This window comes from Streptomyces sp. NPDC098101, from assembly GCF_044760185.1.
Lineage (GTDB): Bacteria > Actinomycetota > Actinomycetes > Streptomycetales > Streptomycetaceae > Streptomyces.
Genome location: NZ_JBIWAS010000007.1, coordinates 39,305 through 62,429, shown reverse-complemented (window position 1 = coordinate 62,429; position 23,125 = coordinate 39,305). Strand labels below are relative to the sequence as shown.

21 protein-coding genes are annotated in these 23,125 nt (G+C 73.6%); 14 read left to right on the top strand and 7 right to left on the bottom strand.

Annotated features, from left to right (window positions below; genetic code table 11):
- The first annotated feature begins 2 nt into the window (after positions 1–2).
- Complete coding sequence (locus ACIQVI_RS27840; protein WP_403600688.1) at positions 3–1,361, top strand: RodZ domain-containing protein; 1,359 nt, start codon at positions 3–5, stop codon at positions 1,359–1,361.
- A 15-nt stretch (positions 1,362–1,376) separates the two neighbouring features.
- Here the strand turns inward: ACIQVI_RS27840 and ACIQVI_RS27835 are convergent, their stop codons facing one another.
- Together ACIQVI_RS27835 and ACIQVI_RS27830 are read right to left on the bottom strand one after the other, a co-directional pair.
- Positions 1,377–1,727 (bottom strand): VOC family protein, encoded by a 351-nt coding sequence (locus ACIQVI_RS27835; RefSeq protein ID WP_403600685.1) that lies wholly within the window; start codon positions 1,725–1,727, stop codon positions 1,377–1,379.
- 29 nt (positions 1,728–1,756) lie between these two features.
- Complete coding sequence (locus ACIQVI_RS27830) at positions 1,757–2,110, bottom strand: hypothetical protein (protein WP_403600682.1); 354 nt, start codon at positions 2,108–2,110, stop codon at positions 1,757–1,759.
- Positions 2,111–2,361: 251 nt separating this feature from the next.
- Here ACIQVI_RS27830 and ACIQVI_RS27825 point away from each other — a divergent pair, with 251 nt between their 5' ends.
- From ACIQVI_RS27825 to ACIQVI_RS27800, 6 genes are all read left to right on the top strand, one after another.
- Positions 2,362–3,438, top strand: a complete 1,077-nt coding sequence (locus ACIQVI_RS27825) for a GNAT family N-acetyltransferase (RefSeq protein ID WP_403601222.1) — start codon at positions 2,362–2,364, stop codon at positions 3,436–3,438.
- 46 nt (positions 3,439–3,484) lie between these two features.
- On the top strand, positions 3,485–4,786 hold the full coding sequence (locus ACIQVI_RS27820; RefSeq protein WP_403600680.1) for a glycosyltransferase: 1,302 nt from the start codon (positions 3,485–3,487) through the stop codon (positions 4,784–4,786).
- 92 nt (positions 4,787–4,878) lie between these two features.
- Positions 4,879–5,634 (top strand): polysaccharide deacetylase family protein, encoded by a 756-nt coding sequence (locus tag ACIQVI_RS27815; RefSeq protein ID WP_403601219.1) that lies wholly within the window; start codon positions 4,879–4,881, stop codon positions 5,632–5,634.
- A gap of 113 nt (positions 5,635–5,747) precedes the next feature.
- The gene (locus ACIQVI_RS27810) at positions 5,748–8,222 is read left to right on the top strand and encodes a hypothetical protein (RefSeq protein ID WP_403600678.1); all 2,475 of its coding nucleotides are present in this window, start codon (positions 5,748–5,750) and stop codon (positions 8,220–8,222) included.
- Between the two features lie 158 nt (positions 8,223–8,380).
- Positions 8,381–8,815: a hypothetical protein gene (locus ACIQVI_RS27805; RefSeq protein ID WP_403600675.1), complete on the top strand. Its 435-nt coding sequence runs from the start codon at positions 8,381–8,383 to the stop codon at positions 8,813–8,815.
- Complete coding sequence (locus tag ACIQVI_RS27800) at positions 8,812–9,876, top strand: glycosyl hydrolase (protein WP_403600672.1); 1,065 nt, start codon at positions 8,812–8,814, stop codon at positions 9,874–9,876. The genes ACIQVI_RS27805 and ACIQVI_RS27800 overlap by 4 nt, the downstream gene beginning before the upstream one ends.
- Before the next feature lie 12 nt (positions 9,877–9,888).
- Here ACIQVI_RS27800 and ACIQVI_RS27795 read toward each other — a convergent pair whose 3' ends face one another.
- From ACIQVI_RS27795 to ACIQVI_RS27785, 3 genes are all read right to left on the bottom strand, one after another.
- Positions 9,889–11,997 carry a lipopolysaccharide biosynthesis protein gene (locus ACIQVI_RS27795; protein WP_403600669.1) on the bottom strand — a complete coding sequence of 703 codons (2,109 nt, stop codon included), beginning with the start codon at positions 11,995–11,997 and terminating at the stop codon, positions 9,889–9,891.
- Entirely contained in the window at positions 11,994–13,193 is a 1,200-nt protein-coding gene (locus tag ACIQVI_RS27790) for a DegT/DnrJ/EryC1/StrS family aminotransferase (protein ID WP_403600666.1), read from the bottom strand. The genes ACIQVI_RS27795 and ACIQVI_RS27790 overlap by 4 nt, the downstream gene beginning before the upstream one ends.
- A 188-nt stretch (positions 13,194–13,381) precedes the next feature.
- Entirely contained in the window at positions 13,382–14,296 is a 915-nt protein-coding gene (locus ACIQVI_RS27785; RefSeq protein WP_351971424.1) for an RNA polymerase sigma factor SigF, read from the bottom strand.
- Between the two features lie 220 nt (positions 14,297–14,516).
- Here ACIQVI_RS27785 and ACIQVI_RS27780 point away from each other — a divergent pair, with 220 nt between their 5' ends.
- On the top strand, positions 14,517–14,885 hold the full coding sequence (locus ACIQVI_RS27780; protein WP_121829831.1) for an STAS domain-containing protein: 369 nt from the start codon (positions 14,517–14,519) through the stop codon (positions 14,883–14,885).
- A 124-nt stretch (positions 14,886–15,009) separates the two neighbouring features.
- On the top strand, positions 15,010–15,432 hold the full coding sequence (locus ACIQVI_RS27775) for an ATP-binding protein (RefSeq protein ID WP_351971425.1): 423 nt from the start codon (positions 15,010–15,012) through the stop codon (positions 15,430–15,432).
- 118 nt (positions 15,433–15,550) lie between these two features.
- On the opposite strand, the gene ACIQVI_RS27770 is transcribed toward ACIQVI_RS27775, so the two are convergent.
- Positions 15,551–17,071, bottom strand: coding sequence for an oligopeptide:H+ symporter (locus ACIQVI_RS27770; RefSeq protein WP_351971426.1), 1,521 nt, complete (start codon positions 17,069–17,071; stop codon positions 15,551–15,553).
- Between the two features lie 427 nt (positions 17,072–17,498).
- Between ACIQVI_RS27770 and ACIQVI_RS27765 the strand changes: the two genes are divergently transcribed.
- Together ACIQVI_RS27765 and ACIQVI_RS27760 are read left to right on the top strand one after the other, a co-directional pair.
- On the top strand, positions 17,499–18,176 hold the full coding sequence (locus ACIQVI_RS27765; RefSeq protein ID WP_351971427.1) for a response regulator transcription factor: 678 nt from the start codon (positions 17,499–17,501) through the stop codon (positions 18,174–18,176).
- A gap of 77 nt (positions 18,177–18,253) precedes the next feature.
- Positions 18,254–19,525, top strand: coding sequence for an ATP-binding protein (locus ACIQVI_RS27760; RefSeq protein ID WP_351971428.1), 1,272 nt, complete (start codon positions 18,254–18,256; stop codon positions 19,523–19,525).
- A gap of 10 nt (positions 19,526–19,535) precedes the next feature.
- On the opposite strand, the gene ACIQVI_RS27755 is transcribed toward ACIQVI_RS27760, so the two are convergent.
- A complete protein-coding gene (locus ACIQVI_RS27755; RefSeq protein ID WP_351971429.1) occupies positions 19,536–20,054 on the bottom strand; it encodes a GtrA family protein in 519 nt (172 codons plus the stop codon).
- A 203-nt stretch (positions 20,055–20,257) separates the two neighbouring features.
- Between ACIQVI_RS27755 and ACIQVI_RS27750 the strand changes: the two genes are divergently transcribed.
- From ACIQVI_RS27750 to ACIQVI_RS27740, 3 genes are read left to right on the top strand one after another with little or no spacing between them, the layout of a single operon-like run.
- Entirely contained in the window at positions 20,258–21,397 is a 1,140-nt protein-coding gene (locus ACIQVI_RS27750) for a 5-(carboxyamino)imidazole ribonucleotide synthase (RefSeq protein WP_403600659.1), read from the top strand.
- Entirely contained in the window at positions 21,394–21,921 is a 528-nt protein-coding gene (purE, locus tag ACIQVI_RS27745; protein ID WP_351971431.1) for a 5-(carboxyamino)imidazole ribonucleotide mutase, read from the top strand. Before ACIQVI_RS27750 ends, purE begins: the two co-directional genes overlap by 4 nt.
- Positions 21,918–23,120 carry a dipeptidase gene (locus ACIQVI_RS27740; protein WP_403600656.1) on the top strand — a complete coding sequence of 401 codons (1,203 nt, stop codon included), beginning with the start codon at positions 21,918–21,920 and terminating at the stop codon, positions 23,118–23,120. The genes purE and ACIQVI_RS27740 overlap by 4 nt, the downstream gene beginning before the upstream one ends.
- Positions 23,121–23,125: the final 5 nt, after the last annotated feature.

Sequence of the window (23,125 nt, the reverse complement as noted above, 5' to 3'; positions counted from 1 at the left end):
ACATGGGGCCTGGGTCGGAACTGCCGGAGCGCATCGGAAGCTACGCCGTCGAGCGGGAGCTCGGTGCGGGTGGGATGGGGACGGTGTATCTGGCGCGGTCGCGGGGTGGGCGGCCGGTGGCTGTCAAGGTTGCCCGGCCCGAGTTGGCCGCCGATCCGCACTTTCGGGAGCGGTTTCGGGCGGAGGTGGCCGCGGCGCGGAAGGTGGGTGGGTTCCACACGGCTTCGGTGGTGGATGCGGATCCGGAGGCGCCGGCGCCCTGGCTCGCGACCGCGTACATTTCCGGGCCCACCCTGAGCGGGCTGCTCGCGGAGCACGGGCCGATGGGCGAGGACCGGCTGCGGATGCTGGGGGCGGCTCTGGCGGAGGCGCTGCAGGCCATCCACGCCTGCGGGCTTGTTCACCGTGACCTCAAGCCGGGCAACATCATCATGGCCGGGGACGGGCCCCGCGTCCTGGACTTCGGGATCGCGCGGGCCGTCGAGTCCACCCGGCTGACCTCCACCGGGTCCGCCTTCGGCACCCCCGGGTTCCTCGCACCCGAGCAGGCGCAGGGGGCCGAGGTCGACGGCGCGGCGGACGTGTTCGCGCTCGGTGCCGTTCTGGTGGCGGCGGCGGGCGGCAGCGCGTTCGGCGCCGGTACGCCGATGGCGCTGATGTACCGCTCGGTGCACGAGCCCGCGGACTTCTCGGCGGTGCCGCGGGGGCTGCGGCCCGTGGTGGCCGCCTGCCTGGCCAAGGACCCCGCCGACCGGCCCACCCCCGCCAAGCTCCTGGACCTGTTCGTGCCGGGCTCGGCCCCGTACACGCCCACCGTGGCCGTCCCGGCGGAGCCGGCCGGAGCGGTGGACGGCCGTCCCGTGCCCGACCGATCCGTATCCGACCGATCCGTATCCGACCGGCCTCACCCGGCCGCGCCCCGCAAGCGCGTCCTCCCCGCCGTCCTCGTCGCCGCGGCCGTGATCGCCGTCCTGGCCGGCGGCGGGTACCTCCTCGCGCAGAAGGACGACCGCGGGGGCGACCCCTCGGCCGCCGCGCCGGGCCCGGGGCGGAGCTCCTCGGCCACCGGTACGCCCTCCGCTCCCGCCACGACCCCGCCGACCACCGCCGCCGGCCTCCCGGGCGTCGTCACCGTGGTGGTCACCGCCGAGAAGCGGAAGGCCTGGCTCACGGTGAAGGCCTCCGACGGGCGGACGCTCTTCGACGACATCCTCCAGCGGGGCCAGACCCGCACCTTCAAGGACGAGGACCTGCTCAACGTCACCCTGGGAGACGCGGACGCCTTCCGGCTCGTCGTCAACGGCGAGCCGGTCGAGGAGACGTACGAACCCGGACAGGTGGAACGACTGACGTTCCACTAGGGCCTGTTCGGCCGGTCAGGCCCGGTGGCCGAGCACGTTGACCACCCGGCCGTCCGGATCCCGCACGAAGAAGCGGCGGACGCCCCACTCCTCGTCCGTCAGCGGGTGCACGACCTCCGCGCCCGCCGCCCGCACCGCCGCGTACACCGCGTCCACGTCCTCCACCTCCACGCTCAGGTCGGGGGAGACGGGAGCCGTCAGGTCCGCGCCCATCAGGCTGAGCTGGGCGGCGGGCACGGTCGGCGAGGCGAGAGTCGCGATCCAGCCGTGGTCCATGACCTGCTCGAAGCCGAGGAGACCGTAGAAGTCCCTGTTCTCCTGCGGGGATTCCGTACGCAGGTTGGGGACTGCGCGGCGCACGCTCATCGGGGACTCCTCAGTACGGGGAACGGTGTTCAGCGGAACTCGTGGACCACCAGGATCTCCCCCACGACGTGCGCGTTGAACTCCTCCAGCTCCTCCGCCGGCACCCACAGTTCGAGGATCGTCCGCCCGCCCGCCCGCCGGACCGGGTACCTGCGCAGGAACTCCGTGTCGACCTCGAAGCGGGTGACGAAGCCCGCGCCGTCGTGCTTGACGTTCCAGTCGCGGGCGATCCGGATCGCGTAGTCCTCGTTCAGGACCGGATAGAAGATCGGCTGCTCGGGGAGGCGGGGAGGCCAGGCGCGCCAACCCGACTTCCGGACGAGGTCCAGCTCCACGGGGCCCGTGGGGCGCCAGAGGGTCGTCGTCGGGCGGGGGGTGGTCATGGCGGTGCCTTCGTTCCGGGGCGAGGGGTGGCCGACGGTACCGGGGGCCCGCGCGCCGCCGCCACGGGGTTTCCGGAGCGCGGGCGGGAAGGCCCCGTACCCGCGGGGGACTTCGACCTGTCCCCACCTTCACGGGTTGGTCACGGAAAGACCGAGTATCCCTGTCTCCGAGCGTTGCGGACCGGTACCGTCCTTTCCTGGCGGGACTCAGGGGGGAAGACCGGGGGGTCGACAGGTTGAGCGCTGTCCACATGCGGGTCGTGCGGCCGGGGGAGCTGAGCGCGCGCGAGATCGAGGCGTGGCGGGAGCTGCGGGTCAAGTCCGGCGCGCCCGCCAATCCGTTCATGGAACCGGAGTTCACCCGCGCGGTCGCCGAGGTGCGGCCCCGGGCGCGGGTCGCCGTCTGGTGGGAGGGGGACGAGCCCGTCGGGTTCTTCCCTTACGAGAAGGGGCCGTTGGGGCAGGGGAGGGCCATCGGGTTCGGCGTGTCCGACAGCCAGGGGGCCGTCCTGCGGGACGGGCTGCGGCCCGGCGCGCGCGCCCTGCTGCGCCACTGCGGGCTCGCGGGCTGGAAGTTCGACAACCTGGAGGACGGGCAGCCCGTCTTCGAGGGCGCCGCCGTCGAGTCCTTCGCCTCGCCCGTGATCGACGTCGGCGAGGGGTACGCCGCCTACGAGGCGCTCCTGCGCGTCCAGTCGCCCAAGTTCCTCAAGACCACCCTCGCCAAGGAGCGGCGGCTCGCCCGCCGGGCCGACGGCGAGGTCCGCTTCGTCTTCGACGAGCGCGACCCGGCGGCCCTGCGCACCCTCATGGAGTGGAAGTCCGCCCAGTACCGCAGGACCGGCCGCCGCGACCGCTTCGCCAAGGAGTGGATCACCGCCCTCGTCCGCCGCCTGCACGCCCTCCGCACGCCCGGCTGCTCCGGCGTGCTCTCCGTGCTGTACGCGGGCGAGCGGCCCGTCGCCGCCCACTTCGGGCTCCGGTCCGCGACCGTCCTGTCCTGCTGGTTCCCCGCGTACGACCCCGAGTTCGCCAAGTACTCGCCCGGCCTCGTCCTCCACCTGCGGATGGCCGAGGCGGCGGCCGCCGCCGGGATCGGAATGCTCGACCTGGGGCGCGGCGACGCCGAGTACAAGGATGCCCTCAAGACCGGGGAGCTGACCGTGTACGAGGGGGCCGTCGTCCGGCCCGGCGCCCGCGCCGCCCTCCACTGGGCGGGCCGCGAGCCCGCCCGGCGCTTCCACTCCTTCGTCCGCGAGCGCCCCGCCCTCGCCGCCCGCGGCCGGACCGCCCTCAACCGGATCGCCCGCCTGCGGGGCGAGCGCTGACCCTCCCGCGCCCCCGTCCGCACGTCACGTCCCCGGGAGATCCCCGTTGAACCACCCCGCCGCCCTCCCCCGTCCCCTCTCCGTCGCCGAGCTCGACCTCGCCGCGCCCGGGGGGCCCGTCCTGTCGTTCCGGCCCGCGCCCGGCGGACCGGAGGTGAAGGCCGGTGACGTCTACGCGCTCGTACGGCTCCGGGGGCGGCCCGCCGCCACCGTCGTCGGCACCGTCGCGGACGGCGAGGACCCCGCCGAGGCGCTCGCCGCCCTCGCCCGGGAACGGCTCGCCCGGACCGCGCCCCTCACCGACGCCGAGCGGTTCGCCGAGTGGTTCGCGGACAGCCGGGACGAGGCCGGTGCGGGCGCCCCGCCCCGCGCCTCCGTCGTCGTCGCCACCCGCGAGCGCCCCGAGCAGCTCGCCCGCGCCCTCGACTCGCTCCTCGCCCAGGACCACCCCGACTTCGAGCTGATCGTCGTCGACAACGCGCCCCGCACCGGCGCCACCCACGCCCTCGTCACCCGCACGTACGGCGACCGCGTCCGGTACGTCCGCGAGGACGTCCCCGGCCTCGCCGTCGCCCACAACACCGGGCTCGCCGCCGCCGACGGCACCGTCGTCGCCTTCACCGACGACGACGTCATCGCCGACCCGCACTGGCTCACCGCCCTCACCGAGCCCTTCGCCGCCGACCCCGGCCTCGGCTGCGTCACCGGCCTCATCCTGCCCGCCCGGCTCGCCACCCCCGCCCAGGTCCTCCTCGAATCGCACGGCGGCTTCGCCAAGGGCTTCGCCCCGCGCCTGTACGACCCGGCCCGGCCGCCCGCCGACGAACCCCTCTTCCCGTTCACCGCGGGCAGCTTCGGCTCCGGCGCCAACATGGCCTTCCGCGCCGACGCCCTGCGCCGGGCCGGCGGCTTCGACCCCGCCACCGGCACCGGGACCGCCGCGAAGGGCGGCGACGACCTGTACGCCTTCGTCGCCGTCCTCTCCGCCGGCTTCCGCCTCCGCTACACCGCGCGGGCCCTCGTCTGGCACCACCACCGCGACACCTGGCAGGACCTGCGGAACCAGGCGTACGGCTACGGCGCCGGCCTCACCGCGTACCTCACCGCGACCCTGGTCCGCCGGCCCCGGCTGCTGCCCGCGCTCCTCGCCCGGCTGCCGCGCGGCCTCGCGCACGCCCGTACGATGACCGCCCAGCGAGGGGAGGCTCCCGACGGGGGTGTTCCCGGCGAGCACGGCACCCACCACCACCCCTGGCCTCGCAGCCTCTCCCGACTGGAGCGACGCGGCATGTTCTACGGTCCGCTCGGCTACGCCAAGGCCCGTCTGCGGAAGGCGGGTTCCCGATGACGAGCACGTCCGGGCGCCCCCGCGCGCCCCGTGCCACCCGGGCCCCCCGCGTCCCCCGGGTCCTCATACCCGTCCTCCTCTATCACGCCGTGATGGAGGACCCGCCGGACTGGATCGCCGAATTCACCGTCTCCCCCAGGGAGTTCGCCGCCCAGCTCGACGCGATCGTCGCCAGCGGCCGCACCGCCGTCACCGTCGGCACCCTCGTCGAGCACCTCGCCACCGGCACCCCGCTGCCGCCCCGGCCCGTCGTCCTCACCTTCGACGACGGCTTCGCCGACCTGGCCGGGCCGACCGCCGAGGCCCTCGCCTCGCGCGGCCTCCCGTCCACCGCGTACCTGACCACGGGCGCCATCACCCCCGGCCGGCCCTGCCTGCTGCCGCCCGCGCCGATGATGACCCTCTCCCAGGCGCCGCGCCTGGAGCAGTACGGGATGGAGATCGGCGCCCACACCGTCACCCACCCGCAGCTCGACACCCTCGCGCCGAACGCCCTGCGCCGCGAACTGCGCGAGGCGAAGACGGTCCTGGAGGACGTCCTCGGGCACGAGGTCACGCACCTCGCCTATCCGCACGGCTACAACAGCCCGGCCGTCCGGCGGGCCGCCGCGGCCGCCGGGTACGCCTCGGCGGTCGCCGTGCGGCACGCGCTCAGCTCCGGCACGGACGAGGTCTACCGCATCGCCCGGCTCATCCTGCGCCGGAGCCACACCGTCGCCGACGTCGAGCGGTGGATGGAGGGGCGGGGCGCGAAGGCCGCGCCCTACCCGGACTCGCTGCCCACCGTCGGCTGGCGGATGTACCGCAGGGCCCGCACCCTGCTCAAGGGGCCCGGCTTCGCGGGCTGAGCAGCGTCCGGAGATCAGCAACCCCGGTCCGTGCGGCCGGTGTTGGACGCACCGACAAGACCGAAGTACCTTCCGTACTTCGCCGAAAGGGACAGTTCGTGGGGGGAGAGGCCGTGCAGCGTCAGGTGCCCGCACCGGTGACCGGGAGCGGTGTGCCGCCGCGACCCGCCACGACGGGCGGGGAGGAGCCGGGGGAGGGGACTTTCCGGGAGTCCCCGGGCCCTCTGGAGTCCCCGGATCCCCAGGAGACTCAGGGTTCCCTGGAGTCCCAGGATCCCCAGGCGCCTCCGGGCCCCCAGGAGTCCCCAGAGACCAAGGCGCCCGCCCCTGCGGGGGGCGAGAACGGAACCGACGCCGAGACCGGGACCGAGGCCCCCTCTGGGGCCGCTACCGGGACCGCCTCGACCCCTGGCACCACCGGGACCGCCCCCGGCACCGGAACCGTCCCGGCCCCCCGCCCGGGGAGCGCCCCTGCCGCAGGGAGCGTCCCTGCCTCCGGCACCGGGACTGTCTCCGCCTCCGGTAGCGCCTCCGGAACCGGGGCTGCCTCCGGAACCGGAACCGCCCCCGGCACCAGAACCGCCTCCGCCCCCGGCACCACCCTCACCCCCGCCACCGGCATCGAGACAGCAACCACCCCCGCCCCCGCCGCAGGCAAACCCGGCACCGCTGCCGCAACCGCCCCGAACGCAGCCGGACCCGCCCCCGCCGCAGGCAAACCCGCCCCCGGCACAGCAACCACCCCCACCCCCGGCGGAGCCGCCTCCGGCTCCGGACCCCGGGGCCGGGCCCGGCTCCTCGCCGCCCTCCGTTCCCCCGACGCCCTCAACCTCCTCCCCCTCCTCCTCGCCGCCGCGCTCTGGGCCTGGGCGCTGCCCCGGATCGACTTCCGGAACATCGCGGAGTTCGGGCTCCTCGACCGCTTCCCGCTCACCTTCTACGCCTCGCTCGCCGTCCTGACCGGCGGCTTCGTCCTCACCCTGCGCCGGGCCGGCACCGCCCCGCTCTGGCCCGCCACCTACAGCGCGGCCATGCTCTTCGCGCTCAAGGCGCCGCCCGCGATCCTCTACGACAACGTCCGCTACGCCTGGGCGTCCAAGCACGACGCGATCATCAGCCGGCTGCTCGACCAGGGCACCGTCCACCCCGGGACCGAGCTCTCCGGCGGCATGTCCGCCTACGACCAGTGGCCCGGCTTCTTCTCCCTCGACGCCGCCCTCGTCCGCGCCTTCGGCGTCGACGCCGCCGCGTCCTTCATCAACTGGGCCCCGGTCGCCCTCGGCCTGCTCACCGTGCCCGTCCTCATCCTCGTCTACCGCACGTTCAGCGACGACTGGCGGCTCGTGTGGACCGGCGTGTGGATCTTCCAGCTGGCGAACTGGGTCGGCCAGGACTACCTGTCCCCGCAGGGCTTCTCGTACCTGCTCTACCTCACCGTCTTCGCCGTCGTCGTCCGCCACTTCGTGCTGCCCGGCTCGGCGGGCCCGCTGCGCGACCGGAGCACGCTCGACCCGGCCGCCTCCGCCGTCCCGCCGCCCACCACCACCCGGCAGCGGGCGATCGCCGTCCTGATCCTGCTGCCGGTGATTGCCACCATCAACGCCAGCCACCAGCTGACCCCGATCATGCTGTGCGCGACGCTCTTCGCCCTCTGCCTCACCCGCCGCTACCGCAACATCGGACTCCTCGTCACCAGCGGCCTCGTCATGCTGGCCTGGAACCTCACCATGGGCCGGGAGCTCTTCCTGGAAACCCTCGGCACCCTGCGCGAGAAGGCCGGCGACCTGCTCGCCAACTCCCGCCCCGGCTTCGCGGGCGACCCCACGGGCCCCGGCCCCGAACTCGTCGGCAGCGCCAACATCCTGATGGTGCTCTCCCTCGGCGGCCTCGCCGCCGCCGCCGTGCTGCTCCGCCGCAAACTGGCCCGCAGCGCCCTGCCGCTCGTCCTGGCCGCCGCCGCGCCGCTGCCGATGTTCGCCGTCAACGACTACGGCGGCGAGATGGTCTTCCGCGTCTACCTCTTCGGCCTGCCCGGCTCCGCGTTCTTCGCCGCCGCCGCGCTCGTCCCCGCCGTCGGCGCCGCGAGCCGCGCCGCCACGGCCGCCCGCCGCGTCGCCGCCGTCGCCCTGCCCGTCACCCTGATCGCCATGCTGGCCGGCTTCCTGCCCTCGTACTACGGCAAGGAGGGGATGCACTACGCGCCGCCCGGCGAGACCGCGCTCACCCGCCGCGCCTTCGACCGGGCGCCCGAGGGCTCCCTGTTCCTCGCCGCGACCGGCGCCTTCCCCGACGCGTACTACCGCTACGACCGGTACGAGCGCTGGTTCTTCACCGAGCAGGAGGTCGACGAGAACCTGCGGATGCTGAAGGACCCGGCCTCCTACCTCGCCGGCGGCATCCCCGAGGGCAAGCCCGCCTACGTGCTCCTCACCCGCACCCAGGGCGAGGCCGTCATCGGCGAGGGCTACCTCCCGGCGGGCGGCTTCGACCGGCTCCGGGACGCACTCAAGCGCTCCCCGCTCTTCGAGGTCGTGGAGGAGAACGAGTACGGCCTCGTCCTGCGCCACCGCCCCGCCACCGGCGGATGAGCCCTCCCGGGCCAGCCACCTGCGGATGAGCCCCCCTGGGTCCGCCACCGGCGGACGAGCCCACCGACCCGCCACCGATGGACAAGCCCCCGGACCGCCACCGGCAGACGAGCCCCGCACGACGCAGCACACCCGAGCCCGAGGAGCAGCTACCCGCCATGGCCCACCCACGCCTGACCCCGCGCGTCCAGCGCAGAGCCGCCCTCGCGGCCTCCGGCTGGGTCGCCCTCGCCGCGACGGCGTTCCCCGGCGGCTCCCCGCTGCGCTGGATCCCCGTCCTCGCCTTCGTCTCCCTCGCGCCCGGCCTCGCCCTGCTGCTCCCGCAGCCGGTCGGCCTCCGCCCCGGCGCCCGCCTGGAGGCCCTGGCGCTCGCCGCGCCGGTCAGCCTCTCCGTCGCCACGCTCACCGCGACCGCGATGTTCCTCTCGCAGGCCTTCTCGCTCACCTTCTTCCTGGTGGTCCTGGCGCTCTTCGTGACCGTCGCCTCCACCCTGCCCGGCGTGCCCCTCCCGGCCGCCACGCGCGGGGCCGTCGAGCGCGACGGCGCCCGCGTCCCGCCGTTGCGCAAACGCGGGGCCGGTGGGGGCGGATGACCGGGTGGCAGGGGGGCTCCGGGACCGCGTCCCGGATCGCCGTCGCCCTCGCGGCCGTCGGCGCGCTGACCGCGGGCATCGGCGTCTGGTCGGCCCTGCGCGAGGGCGAGGGGAGGGACTGCGCCCCCGACGCCGTCCTCGCCCCGCCGTGCGGGGCCTGGTGGGGCGCCTACATCCCGTACGACGAGGACAGCTCGCTCACCCGGCCCGTGCACGCCTTCGAGAAGAAGATCGGCCGGAAGCTCGACCTCGTCTACACGTACCACGACATGTCGGGCAGCGAGGCCGACGGGCAGCTGCTCACCCCCGACGAGGTCGAACTCGGCCGCGAGCGGCTCCTGATGCTCGCCTGGGAGTCCACGGTCTGGACCGAGAAGCACCACGCGAACTGGACCGAGAGGCAGCTCGGCTGGAAGAACATCGCCGCCGGGACGTACGACGCCTCCGTCATCGACCCGCAGGCGCTGCGCGTCAAGGCGTACGGCAAGCGGGTCTTCTTCTCCTTCGACCAGGAGGCCGACTTCCGCATCCCGGAGGGCGCCGGGACCCCGGAGGAGTACGTCGCCGCCTACCGGCACGTCCGCGACCGCTTCGAGGAGCTCGGCGTCACCAACGTCGTGTGGGTGTGGACCGTCTCCGGCTGGCTCGGCAACGCGGAGACGATGAAGCGGCTGTACCCCGGCGACGACTACGTCGACTGGATCGGCATGGACCAGTACAACTACTACCTCTGCCACAAGTCGCCGGACTGGCTGGACTTCGACCGGAGCCAGCGCCCCAGCTACGACTGGATGCGGAAGAACGTCTCCGCCGACAAGCCCATCATGCTCTCCGAGTTCTCCACCGCCCCCGACCCGGAGCGGCCCGAGCGGCAGCGCGACTGGTACGCGAAGATCCCGCAGGTGGCGCCGACGCTGCCGGAGGCACGCGCGTACGTGCACTGGAACCGGGAGGTTCCCGGCCCCGGCTGCGACCTGACCGTCGACAGGGGCCCGGCTCTCGAGGGCTACCGGACCGCCGGGCAGGACCCGTACTTCCGGCAGGAGGTGCCGCGGGACTGACCGGCGTCCGGGTCAGCGGCGGCCCCCCGCCAGGCCCCGGAAGGCGCACACCGCCATCGTGGTCCCGGCCAGGCCCAGGAAGAGCGGGAGCGGGGCGGCGGCGAAGGCCTGCTGTCCCGCCCAGCCGGCCCAGACCAGCACCCACACCACCCCGGCCGTGACCCGGGCGCCCGCCCCGAGCACCCGCAGCAGCACGGCCGCGAGCAGCAGGCACAGGGCCTGGAGGGCGATCGGGACGACCGCCCGCTCCACGCCCTCGCCCAGGAGCGCGGCGCCGGGCCCCTCCGCGTCGGCGGGCCGCAGGCCGAGCAGCGGCGGGGCGGTGTGCAGGGCGAGGAAGGTGGTGAGCAGGACCGTGGCGGCGAAGCCCGGCCGGAAGGCGCGCGGGACCGCGGCGGCGCCCTGGAGGGCGACGAGCAGCAGCCCGGCGAGGAGCGTGACGGGCGGCAGCGCGGAGAGCAGCCCGGTGCCGGACAGCTCCTCGACGTCCAGCTCGTGGGAGTGGGCCAGCGGGAACCAGAAGAGCCCCGCCGCCAGGCCGAGCAGCAGCCACAGCGGGGTCGCCCACCGCTCCGGAGGACGGTCCGTCGCCGCCGGGGCGGGCGCCGGCCGCCGGTCCTCCGCCGCCCGCTCCGGGGGGACGAAGACGGGGATGCCGAACGCGGGCGTCACCGAGTCGTGCGCCCCGCGCAGATAGGCGCTCTCGCGCGCCCAGTTGGTGCCGTAGCCGTCCTCGGCCCTGGCCTTCGTCCGCGCGGCCTCCCGGGGCGGCGCCACCGCCGTCCGGCCCTTCAGGACGGCCCGCAGCCCCGGCACGCACACCGCCGCCATCACGGTCATCGAGACGAGGACGGCGATCCCGGCGCCGCCGATGCCGTACGGGCCGAGGAGGGCGGCCGCGCTGCCGAGGACCAGCACGCACATCGCGCCCTGGACGGCGGCCAGCATCCCCGTGCGCCCCTGGACGCGCAGCACGCCGATGTACAGCTCGACGGCGACCCGGGGGAGCGCGGCGGCGGCCAGCAGCCGGAGCACGGTCGTGCCGTGCTCGGCGTAGTCGCCGCCGAAGGGGGCGAGGATCAGCGGGGCGAAGACGACGAGGACGAGGACGACCGGGACGAGGAGCAGCGCCATGCGGCGCAGCGCGCCCCTGACGCCCTCGGCGAGGGACTCCGGGCTGTGCGAGGCGTGCGCGGTGAGCGAGGAGGCCATGTTGATGGCCATGAACTCCATCGTGCCGCCGACGGTGTACGCCGTGTAGAAGAAGGCGTTGTGGGCGGCGTCGAAGCGGACGGCGACCATCACCGGCAGCAGGTTGATCATGGCGAGGCTGAAGAGCGCGCCGACGGAGTCCCCGGCCATGAAGCGGCCGATCTCGCGCAGCCGGGGCGGTTCGCGGTCCCGGTCGGCGTGCGCCTGCCGGGGGATGAGCCGCCGGAAGACGAGCCAGGCGAGCGGGACCACCGAGAGGGCGATCGCCGCCGACCAGGAGACGAAGACGCCGAGCACGGGCACGGCGGCGGCCAGGGCGACGAGCAGGATCAGCTTGCCGAGCGAGAAGACCGCGTTGCCGACGGGGACCCAGATCGCCCGCCGCAGTCCGGTGAGGACGCCGTCCTGGAGGGTGAGCAGCGCCCAGCCGACGCAGGAGGCGGTGAAGAAGAGCCCGGCGGACAGGGTGCCGAGGGGGGCGTACGAGGGTCCCCACCAGTCCAGGGTGAGCAGGAAGATCCCGCAGGCCACGGTGACGACGACGGTGCTGACCAGGTACAGGCGCAGGACGAGCGGCCCGGTGGCGCGGCCCGCCCGGGGCACGTACCGGACGACGGCGCCGATCATCGTGGTCGCGGTGAGGGAGGCGAGGAGCCGCTGGGCGGCGATGGCGGCGGAGCCCTGGCCGACGGCCTCCTCGGAGTAGTAGCGGGCGGCGACCAGCCAGAAGCCGAGGCCGAGGGCGGCGGAGACGCCGGTGGAGAGCATCAGGGCGTAGGCGTTGCGGAACATGGAGCTCTCGCCGGAGTCGTCGCCGGAGTCCCCGGGCGCCTTCTCCTCCGGGGCCCCGCGCGGCGGCTCCTCGTCCTCCGCGCGGTCCGTGCCCCGCAGTCGTACGGTCTCGGTCACCGGGCGCCGCCGAGGGCCGCCGACGGGTGGGCGGGCCGCAGTCCCGCGGTCCGCAGGGCGGCGAGGGCGTCGTCCGCGCGGCGCGGGTCCACGGGCAGGGCGTGCCGGGCGAACCAGGCGGCGCGCTCCGGCGCGGGGGAGGGGTCGGTGAAGCGCTCGCCCGCGTAGGCGTCGAGCGGCGGGTCGTAGAGGTAGCCGGTGGTGATCCGGCGCCGGGCGAGGGCGGCGACGGCCGCGTCCCGGTCCTCGACGAGCAGCGGCACCCGGAAGAGCGGCTGGGGCTCCGCGCCGGGCCCACCGCCGGCGGAGCCGTACTCGCTGGCGAGGAGGCGGGCGGTGCCCGCCCGGTGGGCGTCGAGGACGGTGTCGAGCCGGGCCAGGCGGCGGCCGGTGCGGCGGAGCCGGGCGGGGCCCGGCCGGAGCCGGTAGTCGTGCATGTCGACGCGGATCCAGGAGTGGAAGGGGTCCAGGGCGGGCGCGGCCGGGAGGGCCCGCTCCAGCGCGCCGGGGCGGAGCGGCATCCGTATCTCCTCCCGCTCCTCCAGGCCGAGGGTCCGCAGGGCGGCGCGGGCGGCCCCGGTCAGGCGCAGTCCGCGCACGGCGGCCTCCGCGTACGGCCTTGTCAGGTGGGCGAGTTCGGCGGTGGGGCGGGTCGGGTGCAGCAACGCGTCGCGGGCGGCGGCCAGTTCGTCGCGCAGGGCCGGGTCGGCGAGGGCGAGGAAGCCGCCCGTCTTGGCGTGGACGTGCTTGGAGAGGCTGAAGACGGACGCCTCGCCGTACGTGCCGACCGGGCGTCCGCCGACGGTGGAGCCGATCGCGTGGGCCGCGTCCTCGATCAGCGGGACGCCGAGCCGGTCGCAGCGCTCCCGCAGCTCCGGTGCCGGGTCGGGGTTGCCGTACAGATTGGTGGTGAGGACGGCGGACAGGCCGCTCCAGACGGAGTCGGGGACGGCGGCCGCGTCGACGGAGCCGTCGCGCGGGTCGAGCGGCGCCTGCACCGGGCGCAGGCCCGCGGCGAGGACGACGAAGAGGATGACGTCGTCGTTGACCGGTGACATCAGGACCCTGCCGCCGGGTCTGCACCAGTGGCGCAGCGCGAGGTAGAGGCCGAAGCGGCACGACGGCACGTAGAGGCACTCCCTGCCCCCGAGCCTGCCGCGCATGAGCCCTTCCAGCTCCGCGTACGCAGAAACCATGTGATTCCCCCCTGAACCCCCGGGCTCAATGTGGCCCATTCCGGACGGCGCGTCAACAACGCGCCCCGGTCGTACGCCTGGTGGTGCGCGGAAGGGCCCGTCCAGGGTCGGCAGACCGTGAACGGGCCCTTTCCGCGGCCGTCTTCACGGCTGCGGCCATTTTGGCGGCTCGGGGCGGGAGCCGGAGGTCATTCCTCCAGAGTGAGGCCCTGGCGCAGCCGGGTGAGGGTGCGGGCCAGGAGCCGGGAGACGTGCATCTGGGAGATGCCGAGCTCCTCGCCGATCTCCGACTGGGTCATGCCGGAGACGAAGCGCAGGGAGAGGATCCGCCGCTCGCGGGAGGGCAGCGAGGCGATCATCGGCTTGAGGGAGGCGATGTACTCGATGCCGGCGATGCCGTTGTCCTCGTAGCCGAGCCGGTCGGCGAGCGCGGCCTCGCCGCCTCCGCCGTCCTCCTCGGTGGGCTGGGCGTCGAGCGAGCTGGCGGTGTACGCGTTGCTCGCCGTCATGCCCTCGACGACCTCCTCCGGCGCGATGCCGAGTTCCTCGGCGAGCTCGGCGACGGTGGGGGCGCGGTCCAGGCGCTGGGACAGGGTGTCCGTGGCCCGGGCGAGGTCGAGGCGGAGCTCCTGGAGGCGGCGGGGTACGTGCACGGACCAGGAGGTGTCGCGGAAGAAGCGCTTGATCTCGCCGATGATGGTCGGCATCGCGAACGTGGGGAACTCCACGCCGCGGGAGAGCTCGAAGCGGTCGATCGCCTTGATGAGGCCGATGGTGCCGACCTGGACGATGTCCTCCATCGGCTCGCTGCGGGTGCCGAACCGGGCGGCGGCGAAGCGGACGAGGGCGAGGTTCAGTTCGACGAGGGTGTTGCGGACGTACGCGTGGTCGTGGGTGCCCTCCTCCAGCTCCGCGAGGCGGGCGAAGAGGTCCTTCGACAGGGCGCGCGCGTCGACCGGGCCGATCCGGTCGAGGGGCCGGTCGAGCAGCCGGTCGGCGAGCTCGTCGGGGAGGGGGGTGGCGGGGAGCGGGGTGGTGGGGTCGACGGAAAGGGTTGCCGACGGCGCGTCGGGGGTACGCGTGGCGTCGAGCCGGGGTGACATGGGTCTCCTTCGGGTTCTTCTCGCAGCGGTTTGCGGCGCCTCCAAGCCGGCCGTTTCGGGTGTTCTCTCTAGCCCTACCTGCTCGACCCTGAAGGTTGCAAGTGCCAATAATCCCGTTTGTCTGGTTATGAGATGGACCTCGTGTGCATCGGAGGCCGCCCCGCTTGTAGTGTTCGAGGCACGTCAGTCGGCATCCGCGAGAGCGAGAAGAGGCACGGCCATGGACCGCGAACACATCGGCAGCGCACTGCCCGCGCGGCTGCGGGTCGAGACGCGGACCGTGGGGGAGAGCGAAGTCCTCACCCCGGTGGGCGAACTCGACCACCACACCGCCGAACTCCTGCGCGAACCCCTGGACGGGGCACTGGACGCGGGCCGTTCGCGGCTCGTCGTCGACTGCTCCGGTCTGGAGTTCTGCGACTCGACCGGACTCAACGTCCTGCTCGGTGCCCGGCTGCGGGCGGACGCCGCCGGTGGCGCGGTGCACCTGGTGGGGATGCGGCCCGCGGTGGCCCGGGTGTTCCACATCACGGGCGCGGACACCGTCTTCACCGTCCACGAGACGCTCGCGACCGCGCTGCCCGAGTGAGCGGGGCCCGAGGGGGCCGGTCCCGCACGGGCCCGCCGCTCCCGGCGCCCCGGGCCTCCGGCCCGCCGCGCCCCGGCTCCGCACGTCCTGTCCCCGTCCCGTCGATCGGTGAGGTGAAGCGCTGATGGACCACGCTTCCGACGTCCGTACGCTCGCCCTCGGCGAGACCAGCGGCACGGTGCCGCTCGCCCGCGACTTCACGCGGACGGCGCTCCACGAGTGGGGCTGGCTGCCCGCCGACACCGCCGACCGCAGGGCCGCCGCCGAGGACGTCCTCCTGGTCGTCTCCGAGCTGGTCACCAACGCCTGCCTGCACGCCGACGGGCCCGAGAGCCTGCGCGTCCTGCGGCTGCCCAAGGTGCTGCGACTCGAAGTCACCGACCGCGGCGCCGGCCAGCCCGCCCCGCGCACCCCGCACCGCGCCGGACGCCCCGGCGGCCACGGCATGTTCATCGTGCAGCGGCTCTGCCGCGACTGGGGCATCGAGCGCACCCCCGGGGCCCCCGGCAAGACCGTCTGGGCCGAGCTCTCCGCCCCCGGCGACTGACCGGCCGGGCTTTCTCCGCCCCCGGCGACCGCCCGGGCCGCCGGAAGCCCCCCAGAACGGCGAAGGCCGCCGCACCGGTCCGGTGCGGCGGCCTCGCGCGTGAAGCGGCGGGGGAGCGTCAGTGGACGTCGCCCATGAGGTTCTGGACCTTCTTGCGGTACATCCAGATCGCGAATCCGGCCAGGACCGCCAGGGCCGCCTCCATCGCGATGATCCCCGTCCCGTTGAGGTCGACGCCCGCGATCGACAGCAGACCGGTGGTGCAGTCGCCGGCGGTGACCGCGAGGAACCACACGCCCATCATCTGGGAGGCGTACTTCTGCGGCGCCATCTTCGTGGTGACGGAGAGGCCGACCGGGGAGAGGCACAGCTCGCCGATGGTCTGGATCATGTAGATCGTGACCAGCCACATCGGGGAGACCTTGGTGCCGTCGCCCGCCATGTTCATCGGGACGATGAAGACGAAGAAGGACGCGCCGACCAGGACCAGGCCCATCGCGAACTTCACGATGGTGTTCGGCTCCTGGTTCTTGCGGGCCAGCCACAGCCACAGCCAGGCGAAGACCGGGGCGAGCGCCATCACGAACAGCGGGTTCAGCGACTGGTACCAGGTGGCCGGGAAGCCGAAGCCGAAGATGGTGCTCGCGGTCTTGTCGTCCGCGAACAGCGACAGCGTCGAGCCGCCCTGGTCGTAGATCATCCAGAAGATGGCGGCGGCCACGAAGAACCAGATGTAGCCGGTCACCCGGGACTGCTCGCCGGTGCTCAGGTCCTTGTCGCGCTTGATGCGCGCCAGGACGGCGACCGGGATGATCAGGCCCGCGAGGGTGATCGGGACCATCGCCCAGTTCAGGGTGTACATGCCGAGGGCGACCACGGTGCCGTAGAACACGGCGGCCACGGCGACGACGGCGGCGGTCTTCGTGAGGACGGCCTTGCGCTCCTCCGGCGACAGCGGGTTCGGGACCTCGCTGCTCTTCGGGTTCAGCGTCTTGGCGAAGGCCAGGAAGACGGCCAGGCCCAGGCCCATGCCGACGGCGGCCAGGGCGAAGCCCAGGTGCCAGTTGACCTTCTCGCCGACGGTGCCGATCACCAGCGGGGCGAAGAACGCGCCCAGGTTGATGCCGACGTAGAAGAGCGTGAAGCCACCGTCGCGGCGCGGGTCGTCCGCGTCCTTGTACAGGTGGCCGACCATCGTCGAGATGTTGGCCTTCAGCAGACCGGAGCCGACCGCGACGAGCGCGAGGCCGACGAAGAACATCGCCTGGCCGGGGACGGCCAGCGCGACGTGGCCGAGCATGATCACGGACGCGGCTATCGCGACCGTCTTGCGGGCACCCCAGACGCGGTCGCCGAACCAGCCGCCGGGCATGGCCATGAGGTAGACCATCGAGACGTAGACGGAGTAGATCGCCGTCGCCGTCGCCGCGGTCATCGCGAGACCGCCGCCCTGGCTGCCCGTGGCGGCGTCCACGCCGCCGGAGACCAGGTACAGGACCAGAAGGGCCCTCATGCCGTAGTAGGAGAAGCGCTCCCACATCTCGGTCATGAAGAGGGTGGCCAGGCCCCGGGGGTGGCCGAGGAACGTCTTCTCGTACTCGGGAATCCCGGTAGAGGACGCCGTCAGGCTGGACGCCATGTCGATCCTTGCTCTGTCGGGACGCTCGCCTTGTGAGCGGGGTGCGCCCGGTGGGGGAGGCCGGCACCGGCGGAATCGTGGAACTCCGCCGGGATCCACGCCCCGGGAGACGCGTCTTCACGTCCCGGAACCCGGCCCACAGGTCATTCGGCGTCCTCGAGGGTGGCAGGGCCGACCTCACGCAGAAAAGAGGACCCCGACCCACCAAGCCGGCCAAAGGTCCCCGAATACCGCTACAGACGCCTCAACACCATACGACACGACAGTGCCGGATATGGAAGGACTTGAGAGATGGATCACAGGCGATAGTGCAACCGTACAGGGTCATTCGAAGGTCACACACAAGATGCCCACAAGATCCGCAGGGTCTCCCCGGGCCCGGCGGATCGCACCCCGGGCCGGGTGCCGTGCGGACTACCATCACCCCATGACCCGTGTACTGCTCGCCGAGGACGACGCGTCCATCTCGGAACCGCTGGCCCGCGCCCTGCGGAGGGAGGGGTACGAGGTCGAGGTCCGCGAGGACGGCCCCACCGCGCTCGACACCGGCCTCCAGGGCGGCGTCGACCTGGTCGTGCTCGACCTGGGCCTCCCCGGCATGGACGGCCTGGAGGTCGCCCGGCGGCTGCGCGCCGAGGGACACGCCATCCCCATCCTGGTGCTCACCGCCCGCGCCGACGAGGTCGACACCGTCGTCGGGCTCGACGCGGGCGCCGACGACTACGTCACCAAGCCCTTCCGGCTCGCCGAGCTCCTCGCCCGGGTCCGGGCCCTGCTCCGGCGCGGCGCCGCCGAGCCCGTCGCCGCCCCCTCCACCCACGGCGTGCGGATCGACGTCGAGTCGCACCGCGCCTGGATGGGCGACGAGGAGCTCCAGCTCACCGCCAAGGAGTTCGACCTGCTCCGGGTCCTCGTCCGGGACGCCGGCCGGGTCGTCACCCGCGACCAGCTGATGCGCGAGGTCTGGGACACCACCTGGTGGTCCTCCACCAAGACCCTCGACATGCACATCTCCTGGCTGCGCAAGAAGCTCGGCGACGACGCGGCGAACCCGCGCTACATCGCCACCGTGCGCGGCGTCGGCTTCCGCTTCGAGAAGAGCTGACCCCTTCGAGAAGAGCTGACCCCTTCGAGAAGAGCTGACCCCCGGGAGAAGAGCCGCCCCCCAGCGAAAGAGCCTCCGTGCGCCGCCGTCTGATCAACTCCACGCTCGCCGTGGTGCTCGTCGTCATCGCCGTCTTCGGCGTCTCCCTCGTCATCGTCGAGACCCGCACGATCGCCGGCAGTGCCCAGGAGAGCGTGGACTCGGAGGCGCTGCGGATCGTCTCCATCGTCGACAGCCGGCTCATCGGCGGCGAGCCGGTCAACCCGGACATCCTCGCCGAGCAGAGCGGCGCCAAGCGGTACGCGCAGATCCTCATCCCCGGCCGCGACCCCATCTCGATCGGGGAGCGCCCCGAGGGCGAGGTCATCCGGGGCAGCGCCGAGGGCGAGCGCGGCGAGACCGTGATCGTCGAGGAGCCCCGCTCGGCCGTCACCGCCGAGGTCGGCCGCACCCTCCTGATCATCGGCGCGGTGGCCCTGCTCGCCGTCGTCGCCGCCGTCCTCCTCGCCGTACGGCAGGCCAACCGGCTCGCCTCCCCGCTCACCGACCTCGCGGAGACCGCCGAGCGCCTCGGCTCCGGCGACCCGCGCCCCCGGCACAAGCGGTACGGGGTGCCCGAGCTGGACCGGGTCGCGGATGTCCTCGACGCCTCCGCCGAGCGGATCGCCCGGATGCTCACCGCCGAGCGCCGGCTCGCCGCCGATGCCTCCCACCAGCTCCGCACCCCCCTCACCGCGCTCTCCATGCGCCTGGAGGAGGTCGCCCTCGCCGACGACCTGGACACGGTCAAGGAGGAGGCGACGATCGCGCTCACCCAGGTCGAGCGGCTCACCGACGTCGTGGAGCGGCTCCTCACCAACTCCCGCGACCCCCGGACCGGCTCCGCCGTCGCCTTCGACCTGGACGAGGTCGTCAAGCAGCAGATCGAGGAGTGGCGGCCGGCCTACCGCAGCGCGGGGCGGGCCATCGTGCACTCCGGCAAGCAGGGGATGCGGGCCGTGGGCACCCCGGGCGCGGTCGCCCAGGTCCTCGCCGCCCTGATCGAGAACTCGCTCATGCACGGCGGCGGCACGGTCGCCCTGCGGACCCGGGTCACCGGCAACCAGTCCGTGATCGAGGTCACCGACGAGGGGCCGGGCGTCCCGGCCGACCTCGGCGCGCGGATCTTCGAGCGGGCCGTCAGCGGCCGCAGCTCCACCGGCATCGGCCTGGCGGTCGCCCGCGACCTCGCCGAGGCGGACGGCGGCCGCCTGGAGCTCCTCCAGCAGCAGCCGCCGGTCTTCGCGCTCTTCCTGGGCCGCGAGGCCAAGAGCGTCTCGGACCGGCCGTCGGACCGCCCCGTACGGTGAAGGGCCCGGGTCAGACCCGGTCGGGCTGGCGGCGGGTCGCCTGCCGCGGCGGCGCCTGCTCCAGGAACGATTCGGCGGTCTGCACGGCCTCCTTCGCCGGCAGGGCGCGGAAGACCCAGGTGCGGTACGACCAGAAGCGGAACAGGGTCGCGATCCCGATCCCGAAGAACTTGAAGAAGTTGCTGGCCAGCGGGCCGTCCCAGCCGAAGCCGTACGTCGCCGCGTAGAGCAGCCCGTTCTGGATGACCAGGCCGATCAGGCTGAAGACCAGGAAGAGGGACATCTCCTTGGTGCGCCTGCCCTTGTCCCGGTCACGGTAGGTGAAGTACCGGAACCCGATGTAGTTGAACGCGATCGCGACCACGGTGGCGATGACGCTCGCCCGTACGACGGGCAGGTCCGTGAAGTGGCGCACGAGGTTGAAGACCCCGAGGTCCACCAGAACCCCCACGGCACCCACGGCACCGAACTTCGCGACCTCGCGGAAGAGCCGGTCGAGTCGCGTGCGCAGCGCGCCGGGTTCACTCATGGTGATGGCTCTGTCCCGTCCGTCCGGGTGACGCCCGGGTGACGTCAACACGGTCCATGCTAACCAGGGCCTCTGGCACATGCCGGTGTACCGCGCGAACCGTGGCCGAACCTCGCCCCTCGCCGCACCCGCCCCAGGGGTCCCCTCTTGTGACAAAACACAGCCGGACGCGTGTTCCCCGATGGTGCGGATACCCTAAGAGGGTGACGTTTCCGGTAGTCGGCATGGTCGGTGGCGGTCAGCTCGCCCGTATGACCCACGAGGCGGGCATCCCCCTCGGCATCAAGTTCAAGCTCCTCAGTGACACCCCGCAGGACTCCGCGGCCCAGGTGGTGAGCGAGGTCGTCGTCGGCGACTATCGCGACCTGGACACGCTGCGTGACTTCGCGCGCGGATGCGACGTGATCACCTTCGATCACGAGCACGTCCCCACCGAGCACCTGCGGGCCCTGGAGGCGGACGGCATCCCCGTCCGGCCGGGGCCCGACGCGCTGGTGCACGCGCAGGACAAGGGGGTGATGCGCGCCCGGCTCGACGAGATCGGCGCGCCGAGCCCCCGGCACCGCATCGTCGCGGACCCGGCGGACGCGGAGGCCTTCGCGGCCGAGGTCGGGGGCTTCCCGATCATCCTCAAGACCGTGCGCGGCGGCTACGACGGCAAGGGCGTCTGGTTCGTGCGTTCGCCCGAGGACGCCCGCGACCCCTTCCTGGCCGGCGTCCCGGTCCTCGCGGAGGAGAAGGTCGACTTCGCGCGCGAGCTGGCGGCGAACATCGTCCGCTCCCCGCACGGCCAGGCCGTCGCCTACCCGGTCGTGGAGTCCCGCCAGGTCGACGGCGTCTGCGACACCGTGATCGCCCCCGCCCCCGACCTGTCCGAGGAGCTGTCCGGACGGGCGCAGGAGCTGGCGCTGCGGATCGCCCGCGAACTGGGCGTCGTCGGCCACCTCGCCGTGGAGCTCTTCGAGACCACGGACGGCCGGATCCTCGTCAACGAGCTGGCGATGCGCCCGCACAACTCCGGCCACTGGACCCAGGACGGCGCGATCACCTCGCAGTTCGCCAACCACGTCCGGGCGGTCCTCGACCTGCCCCTCGGCGACCCGCGCCCCCGCGCGCGGTGGACCGTGATGTGCAATGTCCTGGGCGGCGACTACCCGGACATGTACTCCGCGTACCTGCACTGCATGGCCAGGGACCCGCAGCTCAAGATCCACATGTACGGAAAGGACGTGAAGCCCGGCCGCAAGGTGGGCCACGTCAACACCTACGGCGACGACCTGGACGACGTGCTGGAGCGCGCCCGCCACGCCGCCGGCTACCTGCGAGGAACGATCACCGAATGAGCACCAGCCCCGTCGTCGGCATCGTCATGGGTTCGGACTCCGACTGGCCCGTCATGGAGGCCGCCGCCCAGGCCCTGGACGAGTTCGAGATCCCGTACGAGGTCGACGTCGTCTCCGCGCACCGGATGCCGCGCGAGATGATCGCGTACGGCGAGGAGGCCGCCGGGCGCGGGCTCAGGGCGATCGTCGCGGGCGCGGGCGGCGCCGCCCACCTGCCGGGGATGCTCGCCTCCGTCACCCCGCTGCCGGTCATCGGCGTGCCGGTGCCGCTGAAGTACCTCGACGGCATGGACTCGCTGCTCTCCATCGTGCAGATGCCGGCCGGCGTCCCGGTCGCCACGGTCTCCGTCGGCGGCGCCCGCAACGCGGGCCTGCTCGCGGCCCGGATCCTGGCCGCGCACGACCCGGCGCTCCTCGACCGGATGCGCGCCTTCCAGCGGGAGCTGAACGACCAGGCCACCGAGAAGGGCAAGCGGCTGCGCGCCAAGGTCGAGGGCGCCGAGTCCTTCGGCTTCGCCCGGTGACCGCCGCCGACCGCCTCGCCGAGGCGCGCGAGCTGCTCGCCGGCCACCCGGTGGTGGACGGCCACAACGACCTGCCGTGGGCCCTGCGCGAGCACGTCCGCTACGACCTGGACCGCATGGACATCGCGGCCGACCAGACCGGCGCGCTCCACACCGACCTGGCCCGGCTGCGGGCCGGCGGCGTCGGCGCCCAGTTCTGGTCGGTGTACGTGCCCTGCCGGTTCACCGGGGACGACGCCGTCAGCGCCACCCTGGAGCAGATCGACGTGGTCGACCAGCTCCTGGAGCGGTACGCCGCCGACCTGGCGCCCGCGCTGACGGCGGACGACATGGAGGCGGCCCGCAAGCAGGGCCGCATCGCCTCCCTCAAGGGGGCCGAGGGCGGCCACTCGATCAACAACTCCCTCGCCACCCTGCGCGCGCTGCACGCCCTGGGCGTGCGCTACATGACGCTCACCCACAACGACAACAACGACTGGGCGGACTCGGCGACCGACGACCCCGGCGTCGGCGGGCTCTCCGCCTTCGGCCGGCAGGTCGTCCGCGAGATGAACCGCTCCGGCATGTTGGTCGACCTCTCGCACGTGGCCGCCACGACCATGCGGGACGCCCTCGACGCCACCGCCGCGCCGGTGATCTTCTCGCACTCCTCGTCCCGCGCGGTCTGCGACCACCCGCGCAACGTCCCGGACGACGTCCTGGAGCGGCTGCCCGCCAACGGCGGCGTGGTGATGGCGACCTTCGTGCCCAAGTTCATCCTTCCGGCGGCCGTCGAGTGGACCGCGCGGGCGGACGAGAACCTGCGGGAGCACGGCTTCGACCACCTCGACACCACCGCCGAGGCGATGGCGCTGCACCGCGCCTTCGAGGAGGCGAACCCGCGTCCGGTCGCCACCGCCGCCACGGTCGCCGACCACCTCGACCACATGCGCGAGGCCGCCGGCATCGACCACATCGGCATCGGCGGCGACTACGACGGCACGGCCTTCACCCCCTCGGGCCTGGACGACGTCGCCGGCTACCCGAACCTGGTCGCGGAACTCCTCCACCGCGGCTGGTCGCACCCGGACCTGGCCAAGCTGACCTGGTCCAACGCGGTCCGCGTCCTGCGCGACGCGGAAGCCGTCTCCCGCGACCTGAGGGACCGCACGGCCCCGTCGAACGCGACGATCGAGTCCCTGGACGGCCGGGGCGCCTGACCGGA